Source organism: Leisingera sp. NJS201 (assembly GCF_004535885.1).
Classification (GTDB): Bacteria; Pseudomonadota; Alphaproteobacteria; order Rhodobacterales; family Rhodobacteraceae; genus Leisingera.
Genome location: NZ_CP038234.1, coordinates 1471519 through 1498140, shown reverse-complemented (window position 1 = coordinate 1498140; position 26622 = coordinate 1471519). Strand labels below are relative to the sequence as shown.

The 26622-nt window shown below is 62.7% G+C and carries 22 protein-coding genes and 1 pseudogene; 13 read left to right on the top strand and 10 right to left on the bottom strand.

Annotation, left to right across the window (positions count from 1 at the left end; translation table 11 throughout):
* Positions 1–35 precede the first annotated feature (35 nt).
* Positions 36–491 carry an Lrp/AsnC family transcriptional regulator gene (locus ETW23_RS07370; RefSeq protein ID WP_129371302.1) on the bottom strand — a complete coding sequence of 152 codons (456 nt, stop codon included), beginning with the start codon at positions 489–491 and terminating at the stop codon, positions 36–38.
* 132 nt (positions 492–623) lie between these two features.
* Here ETW23_RS07370 and ETW23_RS07365 point away from each other — a divergent pair, with 132 nt between their 5' ends.
* Entirely contained in the window at positions 624–1679 is a 1056-nt protein-coding gene (locus ETW23_RS07365; RefSeq protein ID WP_205879945.1) for a Glu/Leu/Phe/Val dehydrogenase, read from the top strand.
* Positions 1680–2015: 336 nt separating this feature from the next.
* Here ETW23_RS07365 and lon read toward each other — a convergent pair whose 3' ends face one another.
* The gene (gene lon / locus ETW23_RS07360) at positions 2016–4427 is read right to left on the bottom strand and encodes an endopeptidase La (protein WP_134829595.1); all 2412 of its coding nucleotides are present in this window, start codon (positions 4425–4427) and stop codon (positions 2016–2018) included.
* A gap of 521 nt (positions 4428–4948) precedes the next feature.
* Between lon and rsgA the strand changes: the two genes are divergently transcribed.
* Positions 4949–6016, top strand: a complete 1068-nt coding sequence (gene rsgA / locus ETW23_RS07355) for a ribosome small subunit-dependent GTPase A (protein WP_134829594.1) — start codon at positions 4949–4951, stop codon at positions 6014–6016.
* 57 nt (positions 6017–6073) lie between these two features.
* Here the strand turns inward: rsgA and tgt are convergent, their stop codons facing one another.
* Positions 6074–7204, bottom strand: a complete 1131-nt coding sequence (tgt, locus tag ETW23_RS07350) for a tRNA guanosine(34) transglycosylase Tgt (RefSeq protein WP_129371306.1) — start codon at positions 7202–7204, stop codon at positions 6074–6076.
* A gap of 70 nt (positions 7205–7274) precedes the next feature.
* Between tgt and rimK the strand changes: the two genes are divergently transcribed.
* The 3 genes from rimK to ETW23_RS07335 all read left to right on the top strand — a co-directional run bounded on the left by rimK (position 7275) and on the right by ETW23_RS07335 (position 9921).
* Complete coding sequence (rimK, locus tag ETW23_RS07345; protein ID WP_129371307.1) at positions 7275–8681, top strand: 30S ribosomal protein S6--L-glutamate ligase; 1407 nt, start codon at positions 7275–7277, stop codon at positions 8679–8681.
* 74 nt (positions 8682–8755) lie between these two features.
* Positions 8756–9646, top strand: a complete 891-nt coding sequence (locus tag ETW23_RS07340; protein WP_129371308.1) for an SPFH domain-containing protein — start codon at positions 8756–8758, stop codon at positions 9644–9646.
* Positions 9646–9921 carry an NfeD family protein gene (locus tag ETW23_RS07335; RefSeq protein ID WP_134829593.1) on the top strand — a complete coding sequence of 92 codons (276 nt, stop codon included), beginning with the start codon at positions 9646–9648 and terminating at the stop codon, positions 9919–9921. Before ETW23_RS07340 ends, ETW23_RS07335 begins: the two co-directional genes overlap by 1 nt.
* A gap of 124 nt (positions 9922–10045) precedes the next feature.
* Here the strand turns inward: ETW23_RS07335 and ETW23_RS07330 are convergent, their stop codons facing one another.
* Complete coding sequence (locus ETW23_RS07330) at positions 10046–10816, bottom strand: hypothetical protein (RefSeq protein ID WP_134829592.1); 771 nt, start codon at positions 10814–10816, stop codon at positions 10046–10048.
* 246 nt (positions 10817–11062) lie between these two features.
* On the opposite strand from ETW23_RS07330, the gene ETW23_RS07325 reads away from it, so the two are divergent.
* From ETW23_RS07325 to tpiA, 4 genes are all read left to right on the top strand, one after another.
* Positions 11063–11425, top strand: a complete 363-nt coding sequence (locus tag ETW23_RS07325) for an SUF system Fe-S cluster assembly protein (RefSeq protein WP_129371311.1) — start codon at positions 11063–11065, stop codon at positions 11423–11425.
* Between the two features lie 105 nt (positions 11426–11530).
* A complete protein-coding gene (locus ETW23_RS07320) occupies positions 11531–12772 on the top strand; it encodes a glycerophosphodiester phosphodiesterase family protein (RefSeq protein WP_134829591.1) in 1242 nt (413 codons plus the stop codon).
* 156 nt (positions 12773–12928) lie between these two features.
* Entirely contained in the window at positions 12929–13288 is a 360-nt protein-coding gene (locus ETW23_RS07315; RefSeq protein ID WP_129371313.1) for an iron-sulfur cluster assembly accessory protein, read from the top strand.
* A gap of 139 nt (positions 13289–13427) precedes the next feature.
* Entirely contained in the window at positions 13428–14177 is a 750-nt protein-coding gene (gene tpiA / locus ETW23_RS07310; RefSeq protein WP_134829590.1) for a triose-phosphate isomerase, read from the top strand.
* 105 nt (positions 14178–14282) lie between these two features.
* Here the strand turns inward: tpiA and ETW23_RS07305 are convergent, their stop codons facing one another.
* The 5 genes from ETW23_RS07305 to ETW23_RS07285 form a co-directional block, all read right to left on the bottom strand.
* Positions 14283–15659: a TRAP transporter large permease gene (locus ETW23_RS07305; protein WP_129371315.1), complete on the bottom strand. Its 1377-nt coding sequence runs from the start codon at positions 15657–15659 to the stop codon at positions 14283–14285.
* Complete coding sequence (locus tag ETW23_RS07300; RefSeq protein WP_134829589.1) at positions 15659–16336, bottom strand: TRAP transporter small permease; 678 nt, start codon at positions 16334–16336, stop codon at positions 15659–15661. The genes ETW23_RS07305 and ETW23_RS07300 overlap by 1 nt, the downstream gene beginning before the upstream one ends.
* 101 nt (positions 16337–16437) lie before the next feature.
* The gene (locus ETW23_RS07295; RefSeq protein ID WP_134829588.1) at positions 16438–17439 is read right to left on the bottom strand and encodes a DctP family TRAP transporter solute-binding subunit; all 1002 of its coding nucleotides are present in this window, start codon (positions 17437–17439) and stop codon (positions 16438–16440) included.
* A gap of 657 nt (positions 17440–18096) precedes the next feature.
* Positions 18097–19326, bottom strand: coding sequence for a sigma-54 dependent transcriptional regulator (locus tag ETW23_RS07290; RefSeq protein ID WP_129371318.1), 1230 nt, complete (start codon positions 19324–19326; stop codon positions 18097–18099).
* Positions 19323–21065 (bottom strand): ATP-binding protein, encoded by a 1743-nt coding sequence (locus ETW23_RS07285; RefSeq protein WP_134829587.1) that lies wholly within the window; start codon positions 21063–21065, stop codon positions 19323–19325. Before ETW23_RS07285 ends, ETW23_RS07290 begins: the two co-directional genes overlap by 4 nt.
* Positions 21066–21124: 59 nt before the next feature.
* Here ETW23_RS07285 and ETW23_RS07280 point away from each other — a divergent pair.
* A pseudogene (locus ETW23_RS07280) lies at positions 21125–22305 on the top strand (cytochrome P450).
* Positions 22306–22458: 153 nt separating this feature from the next.
* On the opposite strand, the gene ETW23_RS07275 reads toward ETW23_RS07280, so the two are convergent.
* Positions 22459–22926: an Lrp/AsnC family transcriptional regulator gene (locus tag ETW23_RS07275; protein WP_129371321.1), complete on the bottom strand. Its 468-nt coding sequence runs from the start codon at positions 22924–22926 to the stop codon at positions 22459–22461.
* Between the two features lie 210 nt (positions 22927–23136).
* On the opposite strand from ETW23_RS07275, the gene cobA reads away from it, so the two are divergent.
* The 3 genes from cobA to ETW23_RS07255 all read left to right on the top strand — a co-directional run bounded on the left by cobA (position 23137) and on the right by ETW23_RS07255 (position 26619).
* Positions 23137–23892 carry a uroporphyrinogen-III C-methyltransferase gene (cobA, locus tag ETW23_RS07270; protein WP_134831276.1) on the top strand — a complete coding sequence of 252 codons (756 nt, stop codon included), beginning with the start codon at positions 23137–23139 and terminating at the stop codon, positions 23890–23892.
* Positions 23885–25855 carry a DUF2849 domain-containing protein gene (locus ETW23_RS07260; protein ID WP_167738093.1) on the top strand — a complete coding sequence of 657 codons (1971 nt, stop codon included), beginning with the start codon at positions 23885–23887 and terminating at the stop codon, positions 25853–25855. The genes cobA and ETW23_RS07260 overlap by 8 nt, the downstream gene beginning before the upstream one ends.
* Before the next feature lie 62 nt (positions 25856–25917).
* Positions 25918–26619, top strand: coding sequence for a phosphoadenylyl-sulfate reductase (locus tag ETW23_RS07255; protein ID WP_254695202.1), 702 nt, complete (start codon positions 25918–25920; stop codon positions 26617–26619).
* The last annotated feature ends 3 nt before the right edge of the window (positions 26620–26622 follow it).

Genomic DNA, 26622 nt, shown 5'->3' with positions numbered 1-26622 from the left:
TCAGCCTAACACAGGCCCCCTCCGGCGTGAACCGGTTAGCAGGCCGGCAGGGCATCGCGCTGAATCATGGTGCGCAAGGTAAAACTGGATCGGGTGTTGCGAATGCCCGGCACCCGCATCAGACGGTCCTCCAGAAACCGGTCGAAATCCGGCAGATCCTCGGCCACCACCCGCAGCAGGATATCGCGCGTGCCGGTCATTAGGTAGCACTCCATCACCTGATCGAACTGGCGCACCGCTTTTTCAAAAGCCTGCAGGGCGCCGGTCGATTGGCGCTCCAGCTCCACCGCCACAAAGATCGTGACCGGCAGCCCCATCTTGGCCTGATCCACCCGCGCGGAATAGCCGCTGATCACGCCGCTTTCCTCCAGATTGGCCACCCGGCGCGCACAGGGTGTTGGCGATAGCCCGACCTTCTCAGACAATTCGGAAATCTTCAGCCGCCCATTGCGCTGAAGCGCGGCCACAATCTTGCGATCAATTGAGTCCATGGAGTTTTCCTCTAAGAAAAGCTTCTCTCACAGAGCATACCACCAAACACTACTGCCCTGGCAGGTCTATTTAGTGAAAACCGGCGCCCGCGCTCTAGTATTATCGGGAAAAGTTTTGGAGGAGCAATCCAGATGACAGTGACTGCCGTCGCATCGACCACCCATGAAGAGATCTACCGCATCGAGGAGGCCTCCGCAGGGCCGCTTGGCTTCATCGCCATCCACTCCACCCGGCTGGGTCCCGCTGCCGGCGGTTTGCGGATGCGCCCCTATGCCAGCGAAGAGGAAGCACTGACCGACGTTCAGCGGCTCAGCGAAGGCATGACCTACAAGAACGCCGCAGCGGGACTGACGCTGGGCGGCGGCAAGGCGGTGATCATCGGCGACCCTGCCCGGGACAAATCGCCGGAGCTGCTGCGTGCCTTTGCCCGTGCCATCGAAAGCCTGGACGGCCGTTACATCACTGCCGAAGACATGGGGATGTGTCCTTCCGACATGGGGGTTCTGGCAGAGGAAACCCGGTTTGTGGCAGGTCTTGCCGATGGCGAGTATGCCAGCGGCGATCCCTCACCCATCACCGCCCGCGGTATTTTCAACGCGATTTGCACCACGCGTGCCCACAAACACGGCAGCCGGGATCTGGGCGGCGTCACCGTTGCGGTGCAGGGCCTCGGCCATGTCGGCTGGTATCTTTGCCAGTTTCTGACCGAGGCCGGCGCCAAGCTGATTGTGACAGACATCGACGAGGCCCGTGTAGAACAGGCAATTGCCGAATTCGGCGCCAAAGCAGTGCCGCTGGACGGAATCTACGGTGTTGACGCAGACATCTTTGCTCCCTGTGCCATCGGCGGCATCTTGAATGCCGGGACGATCCCGCAACTGAAGGCGGATATCGTCGCAGGCGGCGCCAACAACCAGCTGGCAACCGCTGCTGACGCCGCAGCCCTGCACGCGCGCGGCATCCTTTATGCGCCCGACTTTGTGGCCAATGGCGGCGGTATCATCAACGTCGCCACCGAAATCCAGCGGATCAAGGACCGTAAAGGATTTGTTGCCGAGAAACTCAAAGCGCTGGACGAAACGATGGCTTCGATCCTGATCCAGGCTGAGGCAGCAGATGTCAGCCCGGCCGAAATGGCCATTGCCACGGTACAGACCAGAATGGCCGGTTCCAGCAAGGCGGCCTGACCGACGTCCCAAGCGATTCCGCGGGGCGCTCCCGCACCCGCACGGACCCCGGCCTGCGGCAGGTCTCCATACGGGTTTTGGGCCCGGCGGGCTGCCCCGTTGGGGCAGGCCGCGCGCCGCACCCCAGGTGCGGCGCCCTGCCCAACTGCTGCTGAGGCGCATCAGCGCATCGCGCAGCGGGCGGGAGCCCTCCTCCCACGCCTGAGGCCAGTCGGGAAAGACACACAGAAACCTGGAGCCATGCCCCGGCAAGAAGGGCCGGAACGGAAGATAAAACTGAAAAAGGGCGGCCCTGCGGGACCGCCCTTTCTATTTTCCATTCACTGCAGGCCTAGATCAGTGGGCAGTGGCGCCCGCCCCGTCCTCTGAGCCTTTCAAGGCCGCCTTGGCTGCTGCGGCTTCCTCGGCCTCCTGGTCCCATTCGATGGGGTCCGGCTGGGACACCAGCGCGTGTTTCAGAACCTCGGACACATGGGACACAGGGATGATTTTCAACCCTTCTTTCACATTGTCCGGAATTTCCGGCAGATCCTTTTCATTTTCCTGCGGGATCAGCACGGTCTTGATGCCGCCGCGCAGGGCCGCCAGCAGCTTTTCCTTGAGCCCGCCAATGGCACTTGCATTGCCGCGCAGCGTGACCTCGCCCGTCATCGCAATGTCCTTGCGCACCGGGATGCCGGTCAGCACCGACACAATCGCTGTAACCATCGCCAGGCCTGCGCTTGGGCCGTCCTTGGGCGTCGCGCCGTCGGGCACATGCACATGGATGTCCAGCTTGTCGAACTGCGGCGGCTTGACCCCGATCTGTGGGCTGATCGAGCGCACATAACTGGATGCCGCCTCGATTGACTCCTTCATCACATCGCCCAGCTTGCCGGTGGTCTTCATCCGGCCCTTGCCCGGCAGCCGCAGCGCCTCGATCGACAGCAACTCACCGCCAACCGATGTATAGGCGAGGCCGGTAACGACACCAACCTGATCTTCCATCTCGGCCAACCCGTAGCGGAACTTCTTGACGCCCAGGAAATCATCCAGATTGTCCGCCGTGACAGTCACGCTGCCGGCCTCTTTCTTGATGATCTTGGTCAGCGATTTGCGCGCCACCTTGGCGATCTCGCGCTCCAGGTTCCGCACGCCGGCCTCGCGGGTGTAGGTGCGGATCATCTCCGTCACCGCGTCCTCGGTCAGCTCGAACTCCTTGGCTTTCAACCCGTGGTTCTTAACCTGCTTGGAAATCAGGTGCTGCTTGGCGATCTCGCGCTTTTCGTCCTCGGTGTAGCCCGACAGCGGAATAATCTCCATCCGGTCCAGCAGCGGTCCGGGCATGTTGTAGCTGTTCGAGGTGGTCAGGAACATCACGTTCGAAAGGTCATACTCGACCTCCAGATAGTGATCCATGAAGGTGTTGTTCTGTTCCGGATCCAGCACCTCCAGCATGGCGCTCGCAGGGTCGCCGCGGAAATCCTGGCCCATCTTGTCGATCTCATCGAGCAGGATCAGCGGGTTGGTGGTTTTCGCCTTCTTCAGCGCCTGGATGATCTTACCCGGCATCGAGCCGATATAGGTCCGGCGGTGGCCGCGGATCTCGGACTCGTCGCGCACGCCGCCCAGCGAAATGCGGATGAATTCGCGCCCGGTCGCCTTGGCAACCGATTTACCCAACGAGGTTTTACCCACGCCCGGCGGGCCGACGAGGCACAGGATCGGCCCCTTCAGCTTGACTGAACGCTGCTGCACCGCCAGATATTCAACGATCCGCTCCTTGACCTTCTCCAGGCCATAGTGATCCTCATCGAGGATCTCCTGCGCCTTGTTCAGGTCTTTCTTGACGCGGGACTTGGTGCCCCACGGGATCGACAGCATCCAGTCCAGATAGTTGCGCACCACCGTGGCTTCGGCCGACATCGGCGACATGTTCTTAAGCTTCTTCAGCTCGGCGTCTGCCTTTTCGCGCGCCTCTTTCGACAGTTTAGTGGCGGTGATTTTCTCTTCCAGCTCGGCGATTTCGCCAGCGCCTTCCTCACCGTCGCCCAGCTCCTTCTGAATGGCCTTCATCTGCTCATTCAGATAATATTCGCGCTGGGTCTTCTCCATCTGGGATTTGACGCGGGTCTTGATCTTTTTCTCGACCTGCAGAACCGACATTTCGCCCTGCATCAGGCCATAGACCTTCTCCAGCCGTTCGCTGATGGACAGTGTTTCCAGCAGTTCCTGCTTGCGGTCCACCTCGATGCCCAGATGACCCGCAACCAGATCTGCCAGCTTGGCCGGCTCGGTGGTTTCACCCACGGCGGACAGGGCCTCCTCGGGGATGTTCTTGCGGACCTTGGCGTAGCGCTCGAACTCGTCGCCCACAGTGCGCACCAGCGCCTCGGTGGTGGTGACGTCGCCGGGCATTTCCGGCAGTTCTTCGGCCTTGGCCTCAAAGAAATTGTCGTTTTCCAGGAATTCGGTGATCTTCACGCGCGCCTGCCCCTCGACCAGCACCTTGACGGTGCCATCGGGCAGTTTCAGCAGCTGCAGCACATTGGCCAGCACGCCCACGGAATAGATGCTATCGGTTTCGGGATCGTCCTCGGAGGGGTCGATCTGGCTGGACAGCAGGATCTGCTTGTCATCCGCCATCACCTCTTCCAGGGCGCGCACCGATTTTTCCCGGCCCACAAACAGCGGCACGATCATGTGGGGAAAAACCACGATGTCGCGCAGCGGCAGGACTGGGTAGGAGGAATTGAGTGGCTCTTGCATACTCGGTCCTTTGATTTGGCAAGACGGTCCGGCCCCGATCCCGGCAGCTTTGGCCCGTCTCCTCAATTGATGTCTTTATCTGGGGGGATGGTTAACACTTTTCAACCGCCCTGCCCCAAGGTTTGCAGCCACCTTGCCCGCACCGCAGCCGGACCACAAGGGCGCAAATGGTGAAAGGGTGACCAAAGGCCTAACGGGCCCGCCGCAGCTGTAAGAGCCGCAGGTGACAGGCCGTTTAACAGCACATAGTTGCGCCCGGCCAGCCATCATCCAGCAGCCATACGGGCGGGTTCCAACTGCTGGGCACAGGGTTCGCATCCAGCACCTTGAACAACTGCGCGCCAGCGCCTAAACTGCCCGGCGAATACCGGAGATTGTATGACCTGAGTCATCCGGGCCCGCGGCATGCCGGCCCACACCAAACACAAAAACCTTCAGACCTGCAGCCAGCGGGCCGGTTTTGTTTGGCCGCATTTGAATATACCACGCCCGCCAAACGGGCTCTCCGAGAGTTTTAAGACATGAACCGCAGAAAACTTCCCGGCTTTCTGAACACCCCCGTGCGTCCCCAGGTCTCTTCCGGCCTGAGCGAACTGGGTTTCAAACCCTTTTTTCAACAGCAGATGGCAGATGCCGCCGAAGGCACCGCCCCGGCCCGCATCACCGCCATTCACCGCAGCCAGTTCGACCTCATCAGCGCTGACGGCCCCCTCACCTGCCCGGCCATTGACGGCGCCGCTGTCGGGGACTGGCTGCTGCTTGACCCAGAAACCGGGCACGGAACCGTCCTGCTGGATCGGGCCTCGCTGTTTAGACGGCGCGCACCCGGCACCGGCCGCGAAACACAGTTGATCGCCGCCAACATCGACACGCTGTTTATCGTCACCTCCTGCAATCACGACTTCAACATCGCCCGGCTGGAACGCTTTCTGGCGCTGACAAACGAAGCAAATACCACCCCGGTGATCATTCTGACCAAGGCCGACCTCACAGATGATCCCGACAGCTACCGAACGCAGGCCCAATCCTTGCAGCCCGGCCTTGTTGCCGAAACCATCGACGCCACCGACCCTGCAGAGGTGAACCGCCTGCGCGCCTGGTGCGGGCTGGGAGAAACCGTGGCATTGGCCGGCTCCTCAGGTGTCGGCAAGTCCACGCTTGCCAACACCCTGGCCGGCGGCGGGCTGATGCAAACCGGCGCCATCCGCGAAGACGACAGCAAAGGCCGGCATACGACTTCGCACCGGCAAATGCTGCGGCTGCCCGGCGCCGGCTGGCTGATCGACACCCCCGGCATGCGCGAGCTGCAGATATCAGACGCGCAGGACGGTATTGATATGGTGTTTCAGGATCTTACCGATATCGCGGCACACTGCCGTTTCAGGGACTGCCAGCATGAAAGCGAACCGGGCTGCGCCATCCAAGCAGCCGCCAAAGCCGGTCAGCTTGACACCGCCCGCATTGCGCGCTGGCAAAAGCTAAGATCCGAGGACGCCTTTAACGCGCAGTCTCCGTCTGAACGCCGCGCCGCCGGCAAAGCGCTTGGCAAGGTGATCAAACAGGCCAAACGCATCAAGCGCAAAAAGTAAGCCCCAAGATCCGAACCCGCCCCTGGCGCAGCAGCGCCGGGGGTATCGGGGCGCCGTTTACAGCGGCTCGATATCGCCCTGCGCGCGGGTATCGTGAAAATCCTTCTGCCAGGCCTCAAAACTGCCGGCGGCAATCGCCTCTCGCATACCTTGCATGATCTCCTGGAAATAATGCAGGTTGTGCCAGGTCAGCAGCATCCCCGAAATCATCTCGTTCGAGCGGAACACATGGTGCAGGTAAGCCCGCGAGTAACTTGAACAGGCCGGGCAGCTGCACTGCTCATCCAAGGGCCGCGGGTCGTCCTGATGGCGGGCGTTCTTGATGTTCACCACGCCATAGCGGGTAAAGGCCTGCCCGGTGCGGCCCGACCGCGACGGCAGCACGCAGTCCATCATGTCAATGCCGCGCGCCACAGCGCCGACGATATCATCGGGCTTGCCCACGCCCATCAGATAGCGCGGCTTGTCTTCAGGCAGGAAACCGGGAGCGTAATCAAGGCAATCAAACATCGCCTCCTGCCCCTCGCCCACCGCAAGGCCGCCAACGGCATAGCCCTCGAACCCGATTTTCTTCAGCGCCTCGGCGCTTTCTTCGCGCAGGTCCTGTTCCAGCCCGCCCTGCATGATCCCGAACAGCGCATGGCCGGGCCGGTCGCCGAATGCCTCGCGCGACCGCTCGGCCCAGCGCATCGACAGGCGCATTGATTCCGCAATCCGGTCACGGTCGGCAGGCAGCGCCGGGCATTCGTCAAAACACATCACGATATCGGACCCCAGCAGCCGCTGGATCTCCATCGATCGTTCCGGTGTCAGCTCATGTTTGGAGCCGTCGATATGGCTTTTGAATGTCACGCCCTTCTCGGTCAGCTTGCGCAAACCCGCCAGCGACATCACCTGAAACCCGCCCGAGTCCGTCAGAATGGGCCGCTCCCAGTTCATGAACTTGTGCAAGCCCCCCAGCCGGTCGATGCGTTCGGCCGTCGGGCGCAGCATCAGGTGGTATGTGTTGCCCAGCAGGATATCGGCCCCGGTCGCGCGCACGCTTTCCGGCATCATCGCCTTGACGGTTGCAGCGGTGCCGACCGGCATGAAAGCAGGCGTGCGGATTTCACCGCGCGGCGTATTGATGACACCTGTGCGCGCCGTGCCGTCGGTTGCCTTCAGTTCAAAGTTGAAAAGCTCTGCCATCTTCCATTCCTGCCGTTAAACTCAAACCGGCACACCGGTGATTCCCCCCTAATGCCAAGGAGCCAACTCCATGTCCACAGCCGACGCCGCACCGCAATTGAAACTCGGCTGGGAAGAATGGGTCAGCCTGCCCAACCTTGGTCTGCCTGCATTGCGCGTCAAGGTCGACACCGGCGCCCGCACCTCCTCGCTGCACGCCACCGGCATTGAAACATTTGGCCCGGCAAGCGCCCCCAAGGTGCGCTTCATGGTGCATCCCATCCCCGGTCAGTACGATCTGGAAATCCCTTGCTCTGCCCTGATCAAGGACCGGCGCGAGGTGACGTCGTCAAACGGCGAAAGCGAAATGCGCTTTGTGATCGAAACCCCGATGGAAATCGCAGGCCAGTCCTGGCCGGTGGAGCTGACGCTGACCGACCGGCGCGGCATGGCGAAACACATGCTGCTGGGCCGCCAGGCGCTGACCGAGAACGTGACAGTGGTGCCGGGCGAACGTCTTTGCCAGCCGGAACTGGATTATTCGGTCTATTCCTCTTCCAGCATCCGCAAATCCGCCCCGAAACGCTCGCTGCGCATTGCTGTGCTCAGCCGGGAGGACAATTACTCCACCCGCCGCCTGGTGGAAGAGGGCGAGAACCGCGGCCACACAGTCGAGGTGATCAATACCACCCGCTGCTACATGGCGCTGAACGCGCTGGCGCCCGAGGTCCATTATGACGGCAAGCGGCTGCCCCGCTATGATGCGGTGATCCCGCGCATCGGCGCCTCCGTCACCCAATACGGCACCGCGCTGCTGCGCCAGTTCGAAACCGTGGGCACCTATTGCGTCAACGGCGCCGAAGGCATCACCGCCAGCCGCGACAAGCTGCACGCGCATCAGATCCTGGCCCGCCACAAGATCGGCATGCCCGCCACCGCCTTTGCAGCCTCCCCCAAGGACACCGGCAGCCTGATCCAGATCGTGGGCGGCGCGCCGCTGATCGTGAAACTGCTCGAAAGCACCCAGGGCAAGGGCGTGGTGCTGGCGGAAACCACAAAGGCCGCCGAAAGCGTGATCACCGCCTTTCGCGGGCTCAAGGCCAACTTCCTGGTGCAGCAGTTTGTCAAGGAAGCCGCAGGTGTGGATATCCGCTGTCTGGTGGTCGGCTCCAAGGTGGTTGCTTCGATGAAACGCTCCGGGGCGGAGGGTGACTTCCGCTCCAACCTGCATCTGGGCGGCAGCGCCGAAATCGTGCGTATCAGTAAGGAGGAACGCTCTACTGCGGTCCGCGCCGCCCGTGCCTTTGGCCTCAACGTGGCCGGCGTCGATCTGTTGCGGTCGGAAACCGGCCCCAAGGTGCTGGAGGTGAATTCCTCCCCCGGGCTGGAAGGGATCGAGAAGACCTCCTCCAAAAACATCGCCGCGCTGATCTATGCCGAGATCGAAGACCGGGTCCGACCGGCCCCGATGCGGCGGCTCAAACCCTCTGCCTCTTGAGGCGCAGTTTATCTTGACCTGCCGGAACGGGCGCAGGATCCTGCCCGCAGGCGTTTGAAACAGAAAGCATATTCATGAACGAAGACCTGATTCTGGACCTTCTCTCCAGCAACCTGCTGTACTTGCTGGGCGCGGTCCTGCTGATCATCGTAGTACTGAAGGGCGTGCGCATCGTGCCGCAGTCCGAAAAATACGTGATTGAACGGTTCGGCCGCCTGCATTCGGTGCTGGGGCCGGGCATTAACTTCATCGTGCCGTTCCTGGATGTGGCCCGCCACAAGGTGTCAATCCTGGAGCGCCAGCTGCCCAACGCCACCCAGGACGCGATCACCAAGGACAACGTGCTGGTGCAGATCGACACTTCGGTTTTCTACCGCATCCTGGAGCCGGAAAAGACCGTCTACCGGATCCGCGACGTGGACGGCGCCATTGCCACCACCGTGGCCGGCATCGTGCGGGCCGAGATCGGCAAAATGGACCTGGACGAGGTGCAATCCAACCGCTCGCAGCTGATCGGGCAGATCCAGCATTCGGTCGAAAGCGCGGTAGACGACTGGGGCATCGAAGTCACTCGCGCCGAAATCCTGGACGTGAACCTTGATCAGGCCACCCGCGACGCGATGCTGCAGCAGCTGAATGCCGAGCGCGCCCGCCGCGCCCAGGTGACCGAGGCCGAGGGCGCAAAACGCGCGGTTGAGCTGAACGCCGATGCCGAGCTTTATGCCGCCGAACAGACCGCCAAGGCCCGCCGCATCCAGGCCGAGGCCGAGGCCTATGCCACCGAAGTCGTCGCCAAGGCGATCCGCGAAAACGGTATCGAGGCCGCGCAATACCAGGTCGCTCTGAAACAGGTGGAATCGCTGAACGCGCTCGGCAAGGGCGAGGGCAATCAGACCATCCTGGTCCCCGCCCACGCGCTGGAGGCCTTTGGCAACGCCTTCAACCTGCTGAAAGGGGGCAAGTGATGGTCATGCCGTTCTGGGCCTTGTGGTGGGTGTGGGGCGCCGCGGCGCTGGTGCTGGCCATACTGGAGGTTCTGGTGCCCGGCTTTGTCTTTCTCGGCTTTGCCATCGGCGCCGCTGCGGTCAGCCTGCTGCTGCTGGCGGGCGCCGGTCTCAGCCTGCCGCCGCTGTTGCTGATCTTTGCGGTGCTGTCGCTGGCGGCCTGGCTGGTGATGCGCCGCTTTTTTGCCCTGCCCAAGGGCCAGGTGAAGACCTTCAACCACGACATCAACGACTGACTGACAACACCGACTGACAGCAGGCCGGGCTGCACATCACCGCAGCTCGGCTATTCGGTCAGGCCTTATGGTACGGGCCATATGGTACGGGCCATACGGCATGTCCCATGCGGTACGGCCGGCGTCAGAACCTGAAACCCACCCCCGCCAGCAGCCCGTGAGTCACCGCATCATGGCGGAAAAAGCTGTCCGTGCCGCGGATGCCGTCCTGATACTCCACCCCCAGCCCGCGGTACATCACATAGATCGAGGCCCGCTCCCAGCGGTCGTAAATCAGCCCGCCCATGGCCGACCAGCTTTGATCCGACCCGGCGCCAAAGCCGCCGATATCGCCCTCCAGGGAAACTCTGAACCGCGGCGACAGCCGCCGCTCCCAGCGCAGCCCGGCAACCGGATCGGTCCATGTGCCGCCCCGCCGCACCGCACCGCCCGGCAGATCGGCCGTCACATCCACATCCCAGTGGCGCAGTCCGCCAAAGACCTCAAACCGGTCCCGCCCCTGCCCGAAACGATAGGTCACCACTGCCTCAGCCATGTTCTGGTCATAGGCAGCAGCCACCGCACCGGCAAAGCTATCCGCTGTCCGGTCCGAATCCATCACCGCATAGCGCAGCCGGAAACCGAAACGGCTGCTGTGCTGCCCCTCAAATGCCAGCATCCCGCCGGCCTGCAGCTGATCAAAAACATCGCCCGCATCAATTGATACACCGCCGCCTGCCTGCCCCAGCTCGGTTGTCCCCTCCACCGATGGTGCCAGCACAAAGGGCGTCAGCTGCCAGCGCCATGCCCCCTGTGCCCGGGCATCGCCTGCAGTCCCGCCCAAGGCCAGGCAGCTGCCCGCCAGCACAAGGGCAACGGAATTCGCGCATCTGCGGGTCGCAGTTTTCCCTGGCATGGCCTCTCTCCGCTCCTGCCCGCACGCAGCAGCTCCGTGGCCGGACAGCGGCGCACGGCCCGCATCCTTCGGGCAGCGTTTACTAAATCATCGTGGGGGAACCACAATTTAGCGCGTTCACCCCATCAAATCAAATTTTCACGAACAGGTGATTAACAGAACATTCCCGCTGCGGTGTGTGCCGCCTCTGGACGCCGGGCTGTACATTCCCTATATAAATCGTCGGAATATCAGACCGGGATCCCCATGACCAACCCTTCCGAACCGCTTGAAGGCGCACCGCTGATCGCGCCCTCCTCCGTCAGCCATCCGCTGTACGAGGCCGTGACCGACGCCTGCCGCTCCGTCTATGACCCGGAAATCCCGGTGAACATCTACGAGCTGGGCCTGATCTACACGATCGACATCAATGACGAGAACGACGTCAGGATCATCATGACCCTGACCGCGCCGGGCTGCCCGGTTGCGGGCGAGATGCCGGGCTGGCTCGTCGATGCCATCTCACCGGTGCCCGGTGTGAAAACGGTTGACGTCGAACTCACCTGGGAGCCGCCCTGGGGCATGGAGATGATGTCCGACGAGGCCCGCCTGGAACTGGGCTTCATGTAAGCCCGCACAGCCTGCGCCCGGATCCGGCCCCTGCATCTGCGGGGGCCTTTTCATTTTCCGGCCCAAGTGTCTAATGTGCGGCAGCCCTAGACCCGGAGCCGCCCCATGCGCCAAGCCCTGCTGTCCGTTGCTTTGCTGTCCGCGGCCCTCGTGCTGCTTCCTGCTCCCGGCACAGCGGACCCTCCGGCCCTCAGCTACGGCCCGCGCCCGGCCTATCTGATCAGCCAGCTGCCCGAAGGTGCGCTTAAGGACAGGCTGCAGGCCTGCGCAGGCCAGACCCCGGCGCGCACGGATTTTTCCATCGGCCACCGCGGCGCGCCGCTGATGTTCCCCGAACACACCGCCGAAGGCCACCGGGCCGCCGCCGCCATGGGCGCGGGCATTTTGGAATGCGACGTCACCTTCACCCGCGACCTGGAACTGGTCTGCCGCCACGCGCAAAACGACCTGCACCGGACCACGGACATCCTGACCTCCCCCCTGGCGGACCGCTGCATCCAGCCCTTCTCTCCGCATGCATTCTCTTCCCCCGCCAGCGCCGAATGCCGCAGCTCCGATCTGACCCTGGACGAATTCCGCCGCCTGCGTCCGAAAATGGACAGCGCCAACCCCTTTGCCGCCACGCCGCGGGACTATCAGGGCGGCCTTCCCTCGTGGCGCACCACGCTTTACGGCGGCAGCGCCCAAACTCTGACCCATGCCGAGTCGATCGCCCTGCTGCAAAGCCTCGGCACCAAATTCATGCCCGAGCTGAAGGCCCCCGCAGTCCCGATGCCCTTTAACGGCTTCACGCAACAGGATTTCGCGCAGAAACTAATCGATGACTATAAATCCGCCGGCATCGCCCCCGCCGACGTCTGGGTGCAAAGCTTCAGCCTGGACGATATCCTCTATTGGATCGAACACGAACCGGCGTTCGGCCGCCAGGCGGTGCTGCTCGACGGCAGCTACCGGCACGAGGGGTTTGATCACACCGATCCGGCAACATTCCCGTATGACTTCGCCGCGCTGAAGGCCCAGGGCGTCAATTATCTGGCACCGCCCCTTTGGATGCTGGTGACCGTGCAGGACGGCCGCATTGTTCCCTCCGCCTATGCCATTGCCGCAAAATCCGCCGGGCTGCGGCTGATCACCTGGACGCTGGAACGCTCAGGCCCGCTGCAGGGCGGCGATTGGTACTTCCAGTCGCTCGCAAGCCTCAGCCGCGGCGGCGGCGACGGCGACGGCGACGGCGACGGCATGTATTACCAGCTGCTGGACGTTCTGGCACAGGACGCAGGTGTCGAAGGCGTTTTTTCCGACTGGCCTGCCACCGTCACCTACTATGCAAACTGCATGGGGCTTTGACACCATTGGCCTGTGATCGGCGGCAGCGCAGGTTTCAGGCCGCTCCCCCTTGTAAATCCGCATACAGAATACATGTTACCTGCCTGCCTGGACGTTTGCGGGGTTGAGCCGCGGCAGCACCAGCCCTAGATAGGGACTAAGTGTAAGGAGAAACCCATGTTCGGCATTCCCGGCAAACAAGCTGTGACCATGACGCCCAAGGCAGCAGCGCAGATCGCCAGGCTGATGGCCAAAGACGGCCATGCCGGCCTGCGCATCGGCGTCAAGAAAGGCGGCTGTGCGGGCATGGAATACACCATGGAATACGTCAACGAGCCCTCTGCCAACGATGAAGTGGTGGAACAGGACGGCGCCCGCATCCTGATCGCGCCGATGGCGCAGATGTTCCTGTTCGGCACCGAAATCGACTATGAGGTGACGCTGTTGGAAAGCGGTTTCAAGTTCAACAACCCCAATGTCGCGGATGCCTGCGGCTGCGGCGAATCGATCAGCTTCAAAGAACTGCCCGGCGCCTGATCCGGTCCAGACGGGACGCAATCAGCGGGCGGGGTTTTCCCCGCCCTTTTTGTGGCCGGTCCCCGGTCAAGCGAATTGCGCCACTCCGCCGCTGGTGTTACCTGTCACGCCCACATAACGAGGATCGGAGGCATCCCCCATGCGGCGGAAACTGGCAGCAGGCAACTGGAAAATGAACGGCACCGGCGACAGCCTGGGTGAATTGGCAGCCCTGGCCGAAAGCCATGCCGGCCCGGCTGCGGACATCCTGATCTGCCCGCCGGCAACCCTGCTGTCGCGCGCAGCCGACATTGCCAAAGGCAGCGCCGTCGCTATCGGCGGCCAGGACTGCCACGCAAACGCCTCCGGCGCCCACACCGGCGATCTTTCAGCGGCCATGCTGAAAGACGCCGGCGCCTCCGCGGTGATCCTCGGCCATTCCGAGCGCCGCGCCGACCACGGCGAAACTGACGCCCAGATCTGCGCCAAAGCCGAAGCCGCCCTAGCAGAAGGCCTCATTGCGGTGATCTGCATCGGTGAAACCCTGTCCGAGCGCGAAGGCGGCGACACGCTGAAGGTGGCTGGCACTCAGCTTGCAGGTTCCGTCCCGGACTCTGCCACAGGCGAAAACACTGTTGTGGCATACGAACCGGTCTGGGCCATCGGCACCGGCAAAGTGCCGACGCTGGAGCAAATTGCCGAAGTGCACAACTTCCTGCGCGCCGAACTCACCGCCCGCTTCGGGGCCGGGACCGCAGAGTCCATCCGCCTGCTCTACGGCGGCTCGGTCAAACCGTCGAACGCAGGTGAGATCTTTGCCGTCTCCAATGTCGATGGCGCGCTTGTGGGCGGTGCCAGTCTGAAGGCCGCGGATTTCTCCCCGATCATCACCGCGCTGGAAACCGCTTAAGCCAAGAAAATTTGAATTTTCTTGGCAAAATTCTTCCAAGAATTTTGCCGCAGAACGCAAAACGGCGCCCGAACATCCGGGCGCCGTTTTCGTTACTGCAAAGCCTTACTTGGTTATGATCTCCGGCCCCATCACCGCGTTTGGCAATACAGTGGAAAGCCAGGGGATATAGGTGATCATGATCAGGAAAACAAAGAGCACCGCCAGGAACGGCAAGGCTGCCCGCACCACCCCCATCATCGGCATCCCCGCCACGCCCGACGTCACAAACAGGTTCAGGCCAACCGGCGGAGTAATCATGCCGATCTCCATGTTCACCACCATGATGATGCCCAGATGGATGGGATCAATGCCCAGCTCAATCGCAATCGGGAACACCAGCGGTGCAACGATGACCAGCAGCCCCGACGGTTCCATGAACTGACCGCCGATCAGCAGGATCACATTGACCACGATCAGGAACATCACCGGGCCAAAGCCTGCCGACAGCATTGCCGTGGCAATCTGCTGCGGTACCTGCTCATCGGTCAGCACGTGTTTCAGGATCAGCGCATTGGCAATCACGAACAGCAGCGTCACGGTCAATTTGCCCGCCTCGAACAGCGTGTGCTTGGTATCGCTGTGCAGGAACGCCGTCAGCAGTGCATAAGGCTTCCGCAACAGCGGCGTCTTTGCCTCGCCCTCACCATTCGACAGCGGTCCCATGTCCTTGTAGACAAAGCTGGCGATGAAGAAAGCATAGACCGCCGCCACCGCCGCCGCCTCGGTCGGAGTAAAGATGCCGCCATAGATGCCGCCCAGAATGATCACGATCAGGAACAACCCCCAGCCCGCGTCCCGCGCCGACTCAAAGATCTCGCCCCAGCCTTTCCACTCGCCCTTGGGCAGGTTCTTGACCTTGGCCATCACATAGATGGTCACCATCAGCATCAGCCCGGCCATCAGCCCCGGAATGACGCCGGCCAGGAACATCCGGCCGACGGAAACCTCAACCGCTGCTGCATAGACCACCATCACAATCGACGGCGGGATCAGGATGCCAAGCGTCCCTGCGTTACAGATCACGCCTGCCGCAAACTCCTTGGAGTAGCCCACCTCGCGCATGCCGGCGATCACAATGGAACCAATGGCCACCACAGTTGCGGGCGACGACCCAGAAAGCGCTGCAAACAGCATGCATGCAAAGACGCCTGCAATCGCCAGTCCGCCCGGCAGATGGCCGACACAGGCAATCGAAAACCGGATGATCCGCCGCGCCACGCCGCCCGTGGTCATGAACGACGACGCCAGAATGAAAAACGGGATCGCCAGCAGGGTGAAATGCCCCTCAAAGGCCTCAAACAGCGTGCCCGCGACGCTCGCCAGCGAACTGTCAGAGTAAATCAGCAGGAAAATCGTCGAGCTGAGACCCAGCGACACCGCAATCGGCACCCCGATCAGCAACAGGCCGATCACCATCGCAAAGAGAATTACCACTTCCATCAGTCATGCTCCCCGCGCTGCGCCCGCACGGCGTCCAGCTCATCTTCCACTTCATGGCTGGCCACCAGCCGGTCCACATCACCGCGCGCGATCTGGAACGCCGCCTGGATAAAGCGGAACACCAAAAGCAGCATCGACACCGGCAGCACCACATAGGGCACCACTTTCGGCAGTTTCTCATAAGGATCGCCGTAGTTGATCAGGTCCTCAAGAAACTTGAAGACCGCCACCATCGGCACATCCTGCACCTCGTAAAAGCTCTGGCTGCGTGCCTTCATGTCAAACCCGGTCGGGAACCAGCGCCCCGAGGTCGGCGGCAGATCGGCAAACACCGCCCAGTAGTCATAGGCGCCTTTCAGCAGCAGCAACGAGAACACGATGCAGCAGGCGGCAGCAAACAGCCCCACCGCGCGGCGCGCGCCCGGTGCCAGCATATTCAAAATGGCATCGACGCCCAGATGCGCATGGGCCTTCACCGCATAAGAGGCGCCCAAAAGCACCAGCCAGGCAAACAGGAACACGGTCAGCTCCAGCGCCCATAAAATGTTGGAATTGAACACAAACCGCGCAATAACATTGGCAAATGTTATTGCCGTCATCAGCCCCAGCAGGAGCGCGATCAGGGTTTCTTCGAGTGAGTTGATAAGCCCGCTCGGGCCGGTTCTGGACCCCGCCATGGCTGCCTCCCAAATTTTGCGGAAAAGGGGTGCAGGCAGCTGATTTCCGCGCCGCCTGCGGTCAGGAGGCCCCGATACGGGCCTCCCGGATGCGGCCTGAGTTACAGGCCTGCGTTAATGGCTTGCGCGGCGTCGATCTTCTCCTGGCCGACGTCGCCTGCAAATTTCTCCCACACGGGCTTCATTGCTTCGACCCAGGCCGCGCGCTGCTCAGGGCTCAGCTCACGCACAACGCCGCCGGCATCGATGATCGCCTGGCGGGCTTCGCCGTTCACCTTGGTCGACTCGGCGTTCCGCGTGGCGGTCACTTCGTTCAGGATGGTCAGGAACTGGTCGCGCACCGCCGGGTCCAGGCTGTCCAGCCAGTCCACCGAGGTCACCACCAGATAGTCCAGCGCGCCGTGGTTGGTCTCGGTCACACCGTCCTGCACCTCAAAGAACTTCTTGCCATAGATGTTCGACCAGGTGTTCTCCTGCCCGTCCACAACACCTTGTTGCAGAGCGCCGTATACTTCCGAGAATGCCATCTTCTGTGGCGAGCCGCCGATCGCTTCCATCTGCGCCACCAGCACGTCCGAGGACTGCACCCGGAACTTCAGCCCATTGGCATCCGTGGGCTCGACCAGCGGCTTGTTGGCCGACATCTGCTTCATGCCGTTGTGCCAGTAGGCCAGCCCCTGCAGACCGCGGCGCTGCATCGAATCCAGCATCTCCTGGCCGGTTTCGGACCCCTGGAACGCATCCACCGCGTCGATGTTCTTGAACATGAACGGCAGGTCGAACAGGCGGAACTGCTTGGTGAACTTTTCAAACTTCGACAGGCTTGGCGCGGCCAGCTGCACGTCGCCCTGCAGCATCGCTTCCAGCACCTTGTTGTCATTGTACAGTGTCGAGTTCGGATAGACCTCGATGCACATGGTGCCGTTCATCTCTTCGTTCACGCGGCTCTCCAGCAGCGACGCGGCAATCCCCTTGGGGTGCTTGTCGGTGTTGGTGACATGGCTGAACTTCACCACGATCTCGCCGTCGTCGCAAGCAGCACTTGCAGCGCCTGCGGTGACGGTCAGTGCCAGTGCGGTGGCGGCAGTGGTCAGGAATTTCATGGTCTTTTCCTCCCAGAAAAATCATCTCTAAATCCGATGTTGCATTCAGCGCATGGCTGAAGCCCGCCCAGAGCATCCCAAGTTGCAAGAATCCGCTCAAGAATTGATTCGGGACTCATCAGCCGTCAGTTTTTTCCGCATTCCGGCAATGACTTACCGGCAATTCCAAGCGCATCCAGGTGGAGACCGTCAAAGGCTGTGCGGAATCCCGCACAGGGTGCTTCCGGCTTTGTGCGGAATTTCGCACAAATGTTAGCGCAAGACAATTCTGCCGGGAGAATCGCCGCCCCTTCATCTTTTCAAAAATACTCCCGCCGGAGGCATCCTCACTATCCGCCGTGCGCCGCCCGCCGGGATGTTGCCCCCCCTGCGTACGCCCCGCTTGCCCGGCCTTAACCCGGCCCTGCGATACTCTGACCTGTCGCGACACCGGAGCGGTCTGACACCCCGCACCATCAGGAGATCACAGGGTCCCCAAGACCACCTCTTCAACGGGTGCAGGGGCGTCCCGAACGAAGGCTTCATGCGGACATGGGCTTACCCCCGTCCTCCCTCCGCCCCATGCCCCATTCCGGGGTTTCCGGCGGCGCCGCCTCCCTAATACTCCGGCAGCAGTGCCGGACCTGACCAATCGTAAGGCCCCGGCTGCCAGCGCACTCAGCGGCGGTAGTCTTCGGGCCGGATGCCATAGCGGGCCAGCTTGTCATAAAACGTCTTGCGCGGCAGCCTCAACGCTTCCGCGGCCGCAGCCGCGCGCCCGTTGGCCCGGCCCAGCGCCGCAATCAGCAGCGAGCGTTCGACCTGCGCCATCTGCTCCGCCAGACCCAGCCCTGCCGCTGCGGCGGCCTCTTCCGGCATGCCCAGCACAAACCGCATTGCCGCCGACATCAAGGATCGCGCATTGCCCGGCCAGTCCTGCGCCATCAGGGCTGCCAGATGGTCCTGCGAAATCTCCGGCACCTCGATCCCCGCCTGCTCTGCCGCCTGCGCCACGTAATGACGGAACAATACCGGAATATCGCCGGGGCGTTCGGCCAGCGAGGGGATCCGCACCCGCATCACATCCAGCCGGTAAAACAGGTCCGGACTGAACCCGCCCGCCTGTACCTTATCCGCCAGACCCGCACTGGAGCCCGCAATGATCCGCACCCCGCTGCCCTGTTCCAATTGCGCCAGCAGCGCAAATTGCGCCGCTTCCGGCAGCGCCTGCAGCTCGTCCAGAAACAGCGAGCCGCCCGCCGCCTCCTGGCACAGCTCCGCCACCGTCTCTGCGGCCAGCCCTGCGGCGGGGCGCTTCACAAACGGCCCCTGCCCCGCAGGCGACATCAGGTGAATGACCTCCGCCACTTTGGAAATACCGCTGCCCGGCGCGCCGGTAACCAGCACCTCCGCCCCCGTCGGCGCCACTGCGCGCACCCGCTGGCGCATTTCCATGGCCTGGGGCGAGGTGCCGAACAACAGCCGCGCCGCCGGATCGCCGGTCTCCAGCTGATGCTTCAGCCGCCGGTTCTCCAGCACCAGCGCCCGAGTCTTCAAGGCGCGCTCCAGCACCGGCAGGAAATCTGCTGCGGCGCAGGGTTTTTCCAGAAAATCAAACGCCCCCTGCGACATCGCTTTGACCGCCATCGGAATGTCGCCCTCGCCGGTCAGCAGCACCACCGGCAGCTCCTCGTCGGCGCCACGGGCATACTCGAGCAGGTGAAACCCGTCCCGCCCCGGCATCCGGATGTCCGACACGATGATGCCGCCGAACGCCGGCGTGATATGATCCTTTGCCGCCACAAACGAGCCGCAGGCGACCACCTCCAGATCATTCAGCTCCAGCGTCTGCGCCAGCGCCTCGCGCACCGCCGCGTCGTCATCCACCAGCAGCACTTTGCGGGTCATGCGGCATTCCCCTTCCTGGCACCTTCGCGCCATGGTTCCAGTTCCACTGTGAACACCGCACCGCCGCCGGTATTGGCACCGCGGATGTTGCCGCCAAAGCTTTGCACCAATCCGTAAGAGATCGACAGCCCCAGCCCCATGCCTTCGGAACTGCCCACCGCCTTGGTGGAGTAAAACGGGTCGAACATCTTTTCCGGCTCCTTGATGCCAGGGCCGCTGTCCTGCACCCGCACCTGCAGCCGCGGGCCGCTTTCGACAGAGATTGAGATCACCTTCTCCGATTGCCCTTGCATCGCATCCGCCGCGTTGTTGATCAGGTTCACAAACACCTGCGTCAGCCGCACCTCGCCGCCCCAGGCAGGCACCGGCGCTGCATAGGCCGCCTCGTCCCAGCGCAGATCTATTTGATCCGCCTTCAGCCGCGGCGCGGTCAGCTCCACTGCCGCTTTGATCACCTGCACCAGATCGACCTGCCCCATCGGCTCGCTTTCATTGCGGGCAAAGGCGCGCAGGTTCTTGATGATCCGCGCCATCCGCACCGCCATGTCTGCAATCCGGTCCAGGTTCTCAGCCGTGCGCCCTGCCTTGCCCCGCTCCAGAAAGGCGGCGCCGTTTTCGGCAAATTGCTGGATCGCCATCAGGGGCTGGTTCAATTCATGGCTGATGCCCGCCGACATCTGCCCCAAAGCGGACAGCTTGCCCGCCTGCACCAGATCCTCCTGGGCGCGTTTCAGGGCGGCTTCGGCTTCCTCGCGCTCGCCCACCTCGCGGCGCAGCTGATCATTGGCCAGAGACAAGGCCTTGGTCCGTTTTTCCACCCGGCTTTCCAGCACAGCATTGGCCTCGGCCAGTGTGCGGCGGCGCTCCATCACGATGAACAGCATGGCGCCCAGAGCCAGGCACACCGCCGCCAGCGCCGCCGCCTGCAAGGCTGCGATCCGCTGGGCCGGCGCCACATCCACCAGAATTTCGCCTGTCATCCCGATCAGCGGCAAATCCACTGAAAGATGCAATGCGCGGCCGGGCAGATACGGGCTGCCCTCAAGACTCCAGATTTCATGGTCAGCATAACGGTCCCTGCCGGTAACACTCGGGGTTTCCCCCGCCGCGCCTCGCTGCCAGAACAGCAATTCGGACCGGTTGGAAATGAACACCTCGCCGCTCATGCCGGTAAAGAACACCGCCGGCAGCGAGCCGCGCCAGGTCTGCTCCACGTCATTCACATCCGCTGCAACCACCAGCGCCCCGCGCACACCGCCGGGCTGAAACACTGGCGCGGCATAGAAATACGACCGCCGCCCGCCCGGCTGCAAAACCGCGTGACCGGTTCCCATGGCCCCTTGCATGGCACGTATAAAATAGGCCTGATCCGCAACATCCGGCCCGGACACCCCTTCGGCTGCCGCCAGCACCCGGCCGTCTGCGGCGGCAAAGAACACGTCCAGCGCCGCGGTTTTATCGGCAACCGCGCGCAGCAGCTCCGCCGCCGCCTCGCGCGCGCCAGGCGTGGACAAATCCGCCAGCGCCGGGTGTCCGGCGGTCAAAACCGCCAGCTCCTGATAGACCTGCAGCTGGGTGCTGACCCGGTCCGACGCCAAGGCCAGATCCGCCGCGCTGCGCTCTGCCAGGCTGTCCAGCGCTTGACGGTAGCCATAAGACCAGACCATCAGCGCCAATGCCGCAACGGCCAACAGGAACCCGGCAGGCAGGCTCCAGCGAAGTATTTGCTGTGTTTTCATTGCGGCACGTTATCAAAGCGCCCCTTGCATTGACCAGACGCAGCGGCAAAAACCGGTGTATGAAGACTTTAATCCAATCCCCCACCGATCCGGCCTTTGTGCAGGACCCCTATCCCTTCTATGCGGCGGCCCAGGCAAAGGGCCAGATGCACCACTGGCAGGATTACGGCATCGTCGCCGCCTTCGGCCATTCCGCGGTGCATATGCTGCTGCGCGACCGCCGCTTCGGCCGCGAGGTGCCGGAAGAGCTGCGCAAGGACGGCCCAGCCCATCTTGCCCCTTTCCTGGCAGTGGAGGCGCACTCATTGCTGGATGCCGAGCCGCCCCGCCACACCCGCCTGCGCCGCCTGGTGCTGCGCGCCTTCACCTCGCGCGAGATCGCGGCGCTGGAGCCAGGCATCAAGGATCTGTGCCACCAGCTGATCGACGCTTTCCCGGACCAGCCGTTTGACCTGCTGGAGGCCTATTGCACCCAGGTGCCGGTGATCACCATCTGCCGCCTGCTAGGGGTGCCCGAGGACATGGCGCCGCAGTTGCTGGATTGGTCGCACAGGATGGTGGCGATGTATCAGGCGTCGCGCACCGAAGAGACCGGACACGCCGCCGCCAATGCCGCGCATCAGTTCACAGAGTTCCTGCGCAGCTACATCAATGAGCGCCGCAACGACCCCGCGACGACCTGATCACCCGGCTGATCGCCGCCGAGGAAGAAGGCGACAAGCTGTCAACGGATGAGCTGATCGGCACCTGCATCCTGTTGCTGAATGCAGGCCACGAGGCCACCGTGCACTCCCTTGGCAATGGTATTAATACCCTGCTGCAGCAGGGCTGGCAGCCGGGCTGGCTGGCGCCCGCAGGCATCGAAGGGCTGGTGGAGGAGATTCTGCGTTATGACCCGCCGCTGCATATGTTCACCCGCTACGCCTATGAGGAGGCCGAGGTCTTCGGCCACACCTTCCAGCGCGGCGATCAGGTGGCCTTGCTGCTGGCCGCCGCCAACCGCGACCCGGCGGCACTGGGCGGCGCGGACCGCTTCGACCCGGCCCGCCCGCCCAAAGTGAACAAAAGCTTTGGCGGCGGCTTGCATTTCTGCGTCGGCGCCCCTCTGGCGCGGCTGGAGATGCAGATTGCCCTGCCGATCCTGTTCGGCCGCTGCCCGGATTTGAAACTGGCGGCAGCGCCGGAGTACTCAAATACCTATCACTTCCACGGGTTGACCCGGCTGCTGGTTACGGCCTGACTTGGAGCTCTGCCCAAACGCATGATTAATATGCGGTTCTGCCCCAAACGCATATTTAACATGGGGCTCTGCCCCAAACCCCGGGGTACTTCCGGACCAGAAAGAAGCAGACCATCCTCTGCTGCTTCTTTCTGGTCTTAAATACCTGAACCCTTAGGGTTGCAGCGGCAGCATCGTTGTGGACTTGATCTCCTCCATCGACAATAGCGCCGTCACATTATGCACCCGCACTTCGGCAATCAGCGCCTGATAAAAGACGTCATAGGCGCGCGCATTCTGCACCCGGACTTTCAGGATATAGTCGATGTCGCCTGCCAGCCTGTGCGCTTCCTGCACTTCGGGGCGGTCGCGCAGCGCCTGCAGGAATTTGGCCTGCCATTCCGCCTCATGCTCGGAGGTCCGGATAAGGACAAAGAAACAGGCCTCAAACCCCAGCGCCTCGGCATCCAGCAGCACCGTCTGCTGGCCGATCACCCCGCCCTCTTTCAGCTTGCGGATGCGATTCCACACCGGGGTCTTGGAGGAGCCCACCTGACGGGCGATTTCGTCCAGCGACTGGCCCGCGTCGCGCTGCAGTTCAGCCAGAATTTTCCGGTCAGTGGCGTCGATCCGCACCGTCATTCCTGTTTTCTCCTATTGTGAGGACCAATCGGCCCCGTGTTCAGCTGCGGTAAAACCAGTGTTCTTATTTCCGCAGGTATATAGCGTAATACCGGGAATATTTCCTATATCTAACCTCAAGTCAAACACACTGGAGAGGCCGCCAAGATGCCTGCACATAATATACACGCTGCCAACGCCACCGCTTACACCCGCGGCAGCATGGCTTGTATGGTTGCAGGCCAGGTTGTTTTTGCAGGCTCCGGCCCCGGCGACGCGGATCTGTTGACCGTCAAAACCCTGCGTGCGCTGCAGGAGGCCGATGTCATCCTCTATGACCGTCTGGTCAGCGGTGAAATCATGGCGCTGGCCGGTCCGCAAGCGCTGCTGGAAAATGTCGGCAAGGAAGGCTTTGGTGCGCAGGTCAGCCAGGACGAGATCAACACGCGGCTGGTCGCCCATGCCAAGGCCGGCCGCAAGGTGCTGCGGCTGAAGGCCGGAGATCCCACTGTCTTTGCCCGGCTGGATGAAGAGCTGACCGCCTGCGAAGCGGCCGGCATTGCAACCCAGATCATTCCCGGCATCACTGCCGCTTCGGCTGCCGCGGCCGGCATCGGCCAGAGCCTGACGCAGCGCGGGCGCAACACCTCGGTCCGGTTTCTGACCGGCCACGCGATGAGCGGTTTTGCCGATCACGACTGGGCTGCGCTTGCGCGCCCCGGCGAGGTTGCCGCGATTTACATGGGCAAGAAATCCGCCCGTTTCGTGCAGGGCCGCCTGATCATGCATGGTGCTGACCGCGCCACGCCGGTGACCATTATCGAGAACGCCTCGCGCGCTGAACAGCGGGTGCTGGAAACCAATCTGGACCGCCTGCCTGCCGACCTTGATGCGGCTGGCCTTGACGGCCCTGCCCTCACCTTCCTGGGTCTTGCGCCGCGCAAAGCGGCCGCCGCCCTGAACGACCTGAAAACGGAGCTTGCATAATGGCCCGCGCCTTTACCCCAAAGTCATCACCGCCAACGACCTGCTCGAGGGCGACGTGATCTATTTCACCGCTGACGACAGCTGGACCCGCGACCTGGCGCAAGCCGAGCTGATCACCGATGAGGCAGACGCCCAGCTGCGCCTGCTGGAAGCGGAGAAGCAGAACATCCGCATCGTCGGTGCCTATCTGGCCGACGCCAAGGCAGGCCCGAACGGCCCCGAGCCGACCCACTTCCGCGAGGATTTCCGCCGCACCGGCCCTCGAACTACTTCCATGGCAAGCAGGAGGCTGAAGCCAATGTATAAGTACAACGAGTTCGACGAAGCCTTCCTGGCGGAACGCAACGCCCAGTTCCGTGCCCAGGTCGAGCGCCGCATTGACGGCTCCCTCACCGAGGATGAGTTCAAGCCGCTGCGCCTGATGAACGGCGTTTACCTGCAGCTGCACGCCTATATGCTGCGGGTTGCGGTGCCTTACGGCACCCTGAATTCCGCCCAGATGCGCACCCTGGCGCTGCTGGCGGAAAAGTGGGACAAGGGCTATGGCCATTTCACCACCCGTCAGAACATCCAGTACAACTGGCCGAAACTGCGCGACATTCCGGATATGCTGGACGCGCTGGGTGAGGCTGGCCTGCACGCCATCCAGACCTCGGGCAATACCATCCGCAACACCACCGCCGACCATTTCGCTGGTGCCGCCGCGGATGAGCTGACCGACCCCCGCCCCTATGCCGAGCTGATCCGCCAGTGGTCCACCGACCACCCGGAATTCCAGTTCCTGGGCCGCAAGTTCAAGATCGCCATCACCGGCAGCGGCAACGACCGCGCCGTGATCAAGGCGCATGACGTGGGTCTGCAGGTGGTGGAACAGGGCGGCAAGGTGGGCTTTAAGGTTGTCGTCGGCGGCGGCCTGGGCCGCACCCCGATGATCGGCCAGGTGCTGCGCGAATTTCTGCCGCAGGCGGATCTGCTGCCCTATCTGGAGTCGGTTCTGACCGTCTACAACGTGCTTGGACGGCGCGACAACAAGTACAAGGCACGCATCAAGATCACCGTCTCCGAAAACGGCATCGACACCTACCGCGCGATGACCGAAGAAGCATTTATGGCGATCCGCGGCCAGTACGACGGCACCGACCAGCAGCAGCTGGCCGAGATCAAGACGCATTTCCAGGCGCCGGAGTTCCGCTCCGGTTCCACCGAAGCCTTTGATGCGGCTTACGCAAACGACCCGGTGTTCCGCGCCTGGGCCGACACCAATCTGGCCGAACACCGCAAGGGCGACCACGCCATCGTGACCATCTCGATCAAGGCGCATGGGCAAACCCCGGGCGACGCGACTGCCGAGCAGATGCGGGTGATGGCTGATCTGGGTGAGCAATACGCCTATAACGAGCTGCGCATCAGCCACCAGCAGAACGTGATACTGCCGCATGTCCACAAGAACGACCTGCCCGCAATCCACGCCACGCTGAAGGCAAACGGTCTGGCCACTGCCAATATCGGCCTGATCTCGGATATCATCGCCTGCCCCGGCATGGATTATTGCGCGCTGGCAACCGCCCGCTCGATCCCGGTCGCACAGGAAATCGCAACCCGCTTTGACGAACTGAAGATGGAGCACGACATCGGCCATCTGCAGATCAAGATCTCGGGCTGCATCAACGCCTGCGGCCATCACCATGTTGCCCACATCGGCATCCTGGGCCTGGACCGTGCGGGGGTGGAGAACTACCAGATCACCCTGGGCGGCGACGCCACCGAGACGGCGGCCATCGGCACCCGCACCGGTCCTGGCTTTGCCTATGACGAGATCGTGCCCGCAGTAGAGCGCATTGTCGAGGTCTACATGGCCCAGCGTGAGGGGTCTGAGGAAACCTTCCTTGAGACCTACCGCCGGATCGGCATGGAGCCGTTCAAGGCAGCACTTTATCCCGAGGCCCAGAAAAAGGTCGCCTGACCCATGTTTCACACAGCCGGAAACAAACCCGCCGGGGAGCCTGTCAGCCCCGGGACCGGGAGCTGGCCGCCAAGGCGGAGGCGCTGAATGCGCGCTTCCGCCACCATTCGGCCACCTCGGTGATGCAGGGCGCATTGCAGGACGCGGGGCATATCGCTCTGGTCTCGTCTTTCGGTGCGGAATCTGTGGTGCTGCTGCATATGGCTGCGGTCATCGACCCGATGACCCCTGTCGTGTTTGTCGACACCGAACTGCTGTTCACCGAGACGCTGATCTATCAGCAGGAAGTGAGCGAGCGGCTGGGCCTGCGCAATCTGCGCATCATCCGCGCCGATGATATCGCCGAAAAGGACCCCTATGGGGCCCTCAAGTTCAGCGACAAGGACGCCTGCTGCGCCCTGCGCAAGACGATCCCGCTGCAAAAGGCGCTGGCGGGCTATGACGGCTGGATTACGGGCCGCAAACGGTTCCAGGCCGGCACCCGCGCAGCGCTGGAGTTCTTCGAGGTCGAAGAGGGCACCGGACGGCTCAAGATCAACCCGCTGGCCCATTGGGCGCCCGAGGACGTGCGCGCCTACATGGATGAAAACCGCCTGCCCCGCCATCCGCTGGTGGCCAAGGGCTATCCGTCGATCGGCTGCGCGCCCTGCACCAGCCCGGTCAAAGAAGGCGAAGACCCGCGCGCCGGCCGGTGGCGCGGGGAAAACAAAGAAGAATGCGGCATCCATGTTGTGGACGGCCAAATGGTACGCACAGGAGCGTGAGTG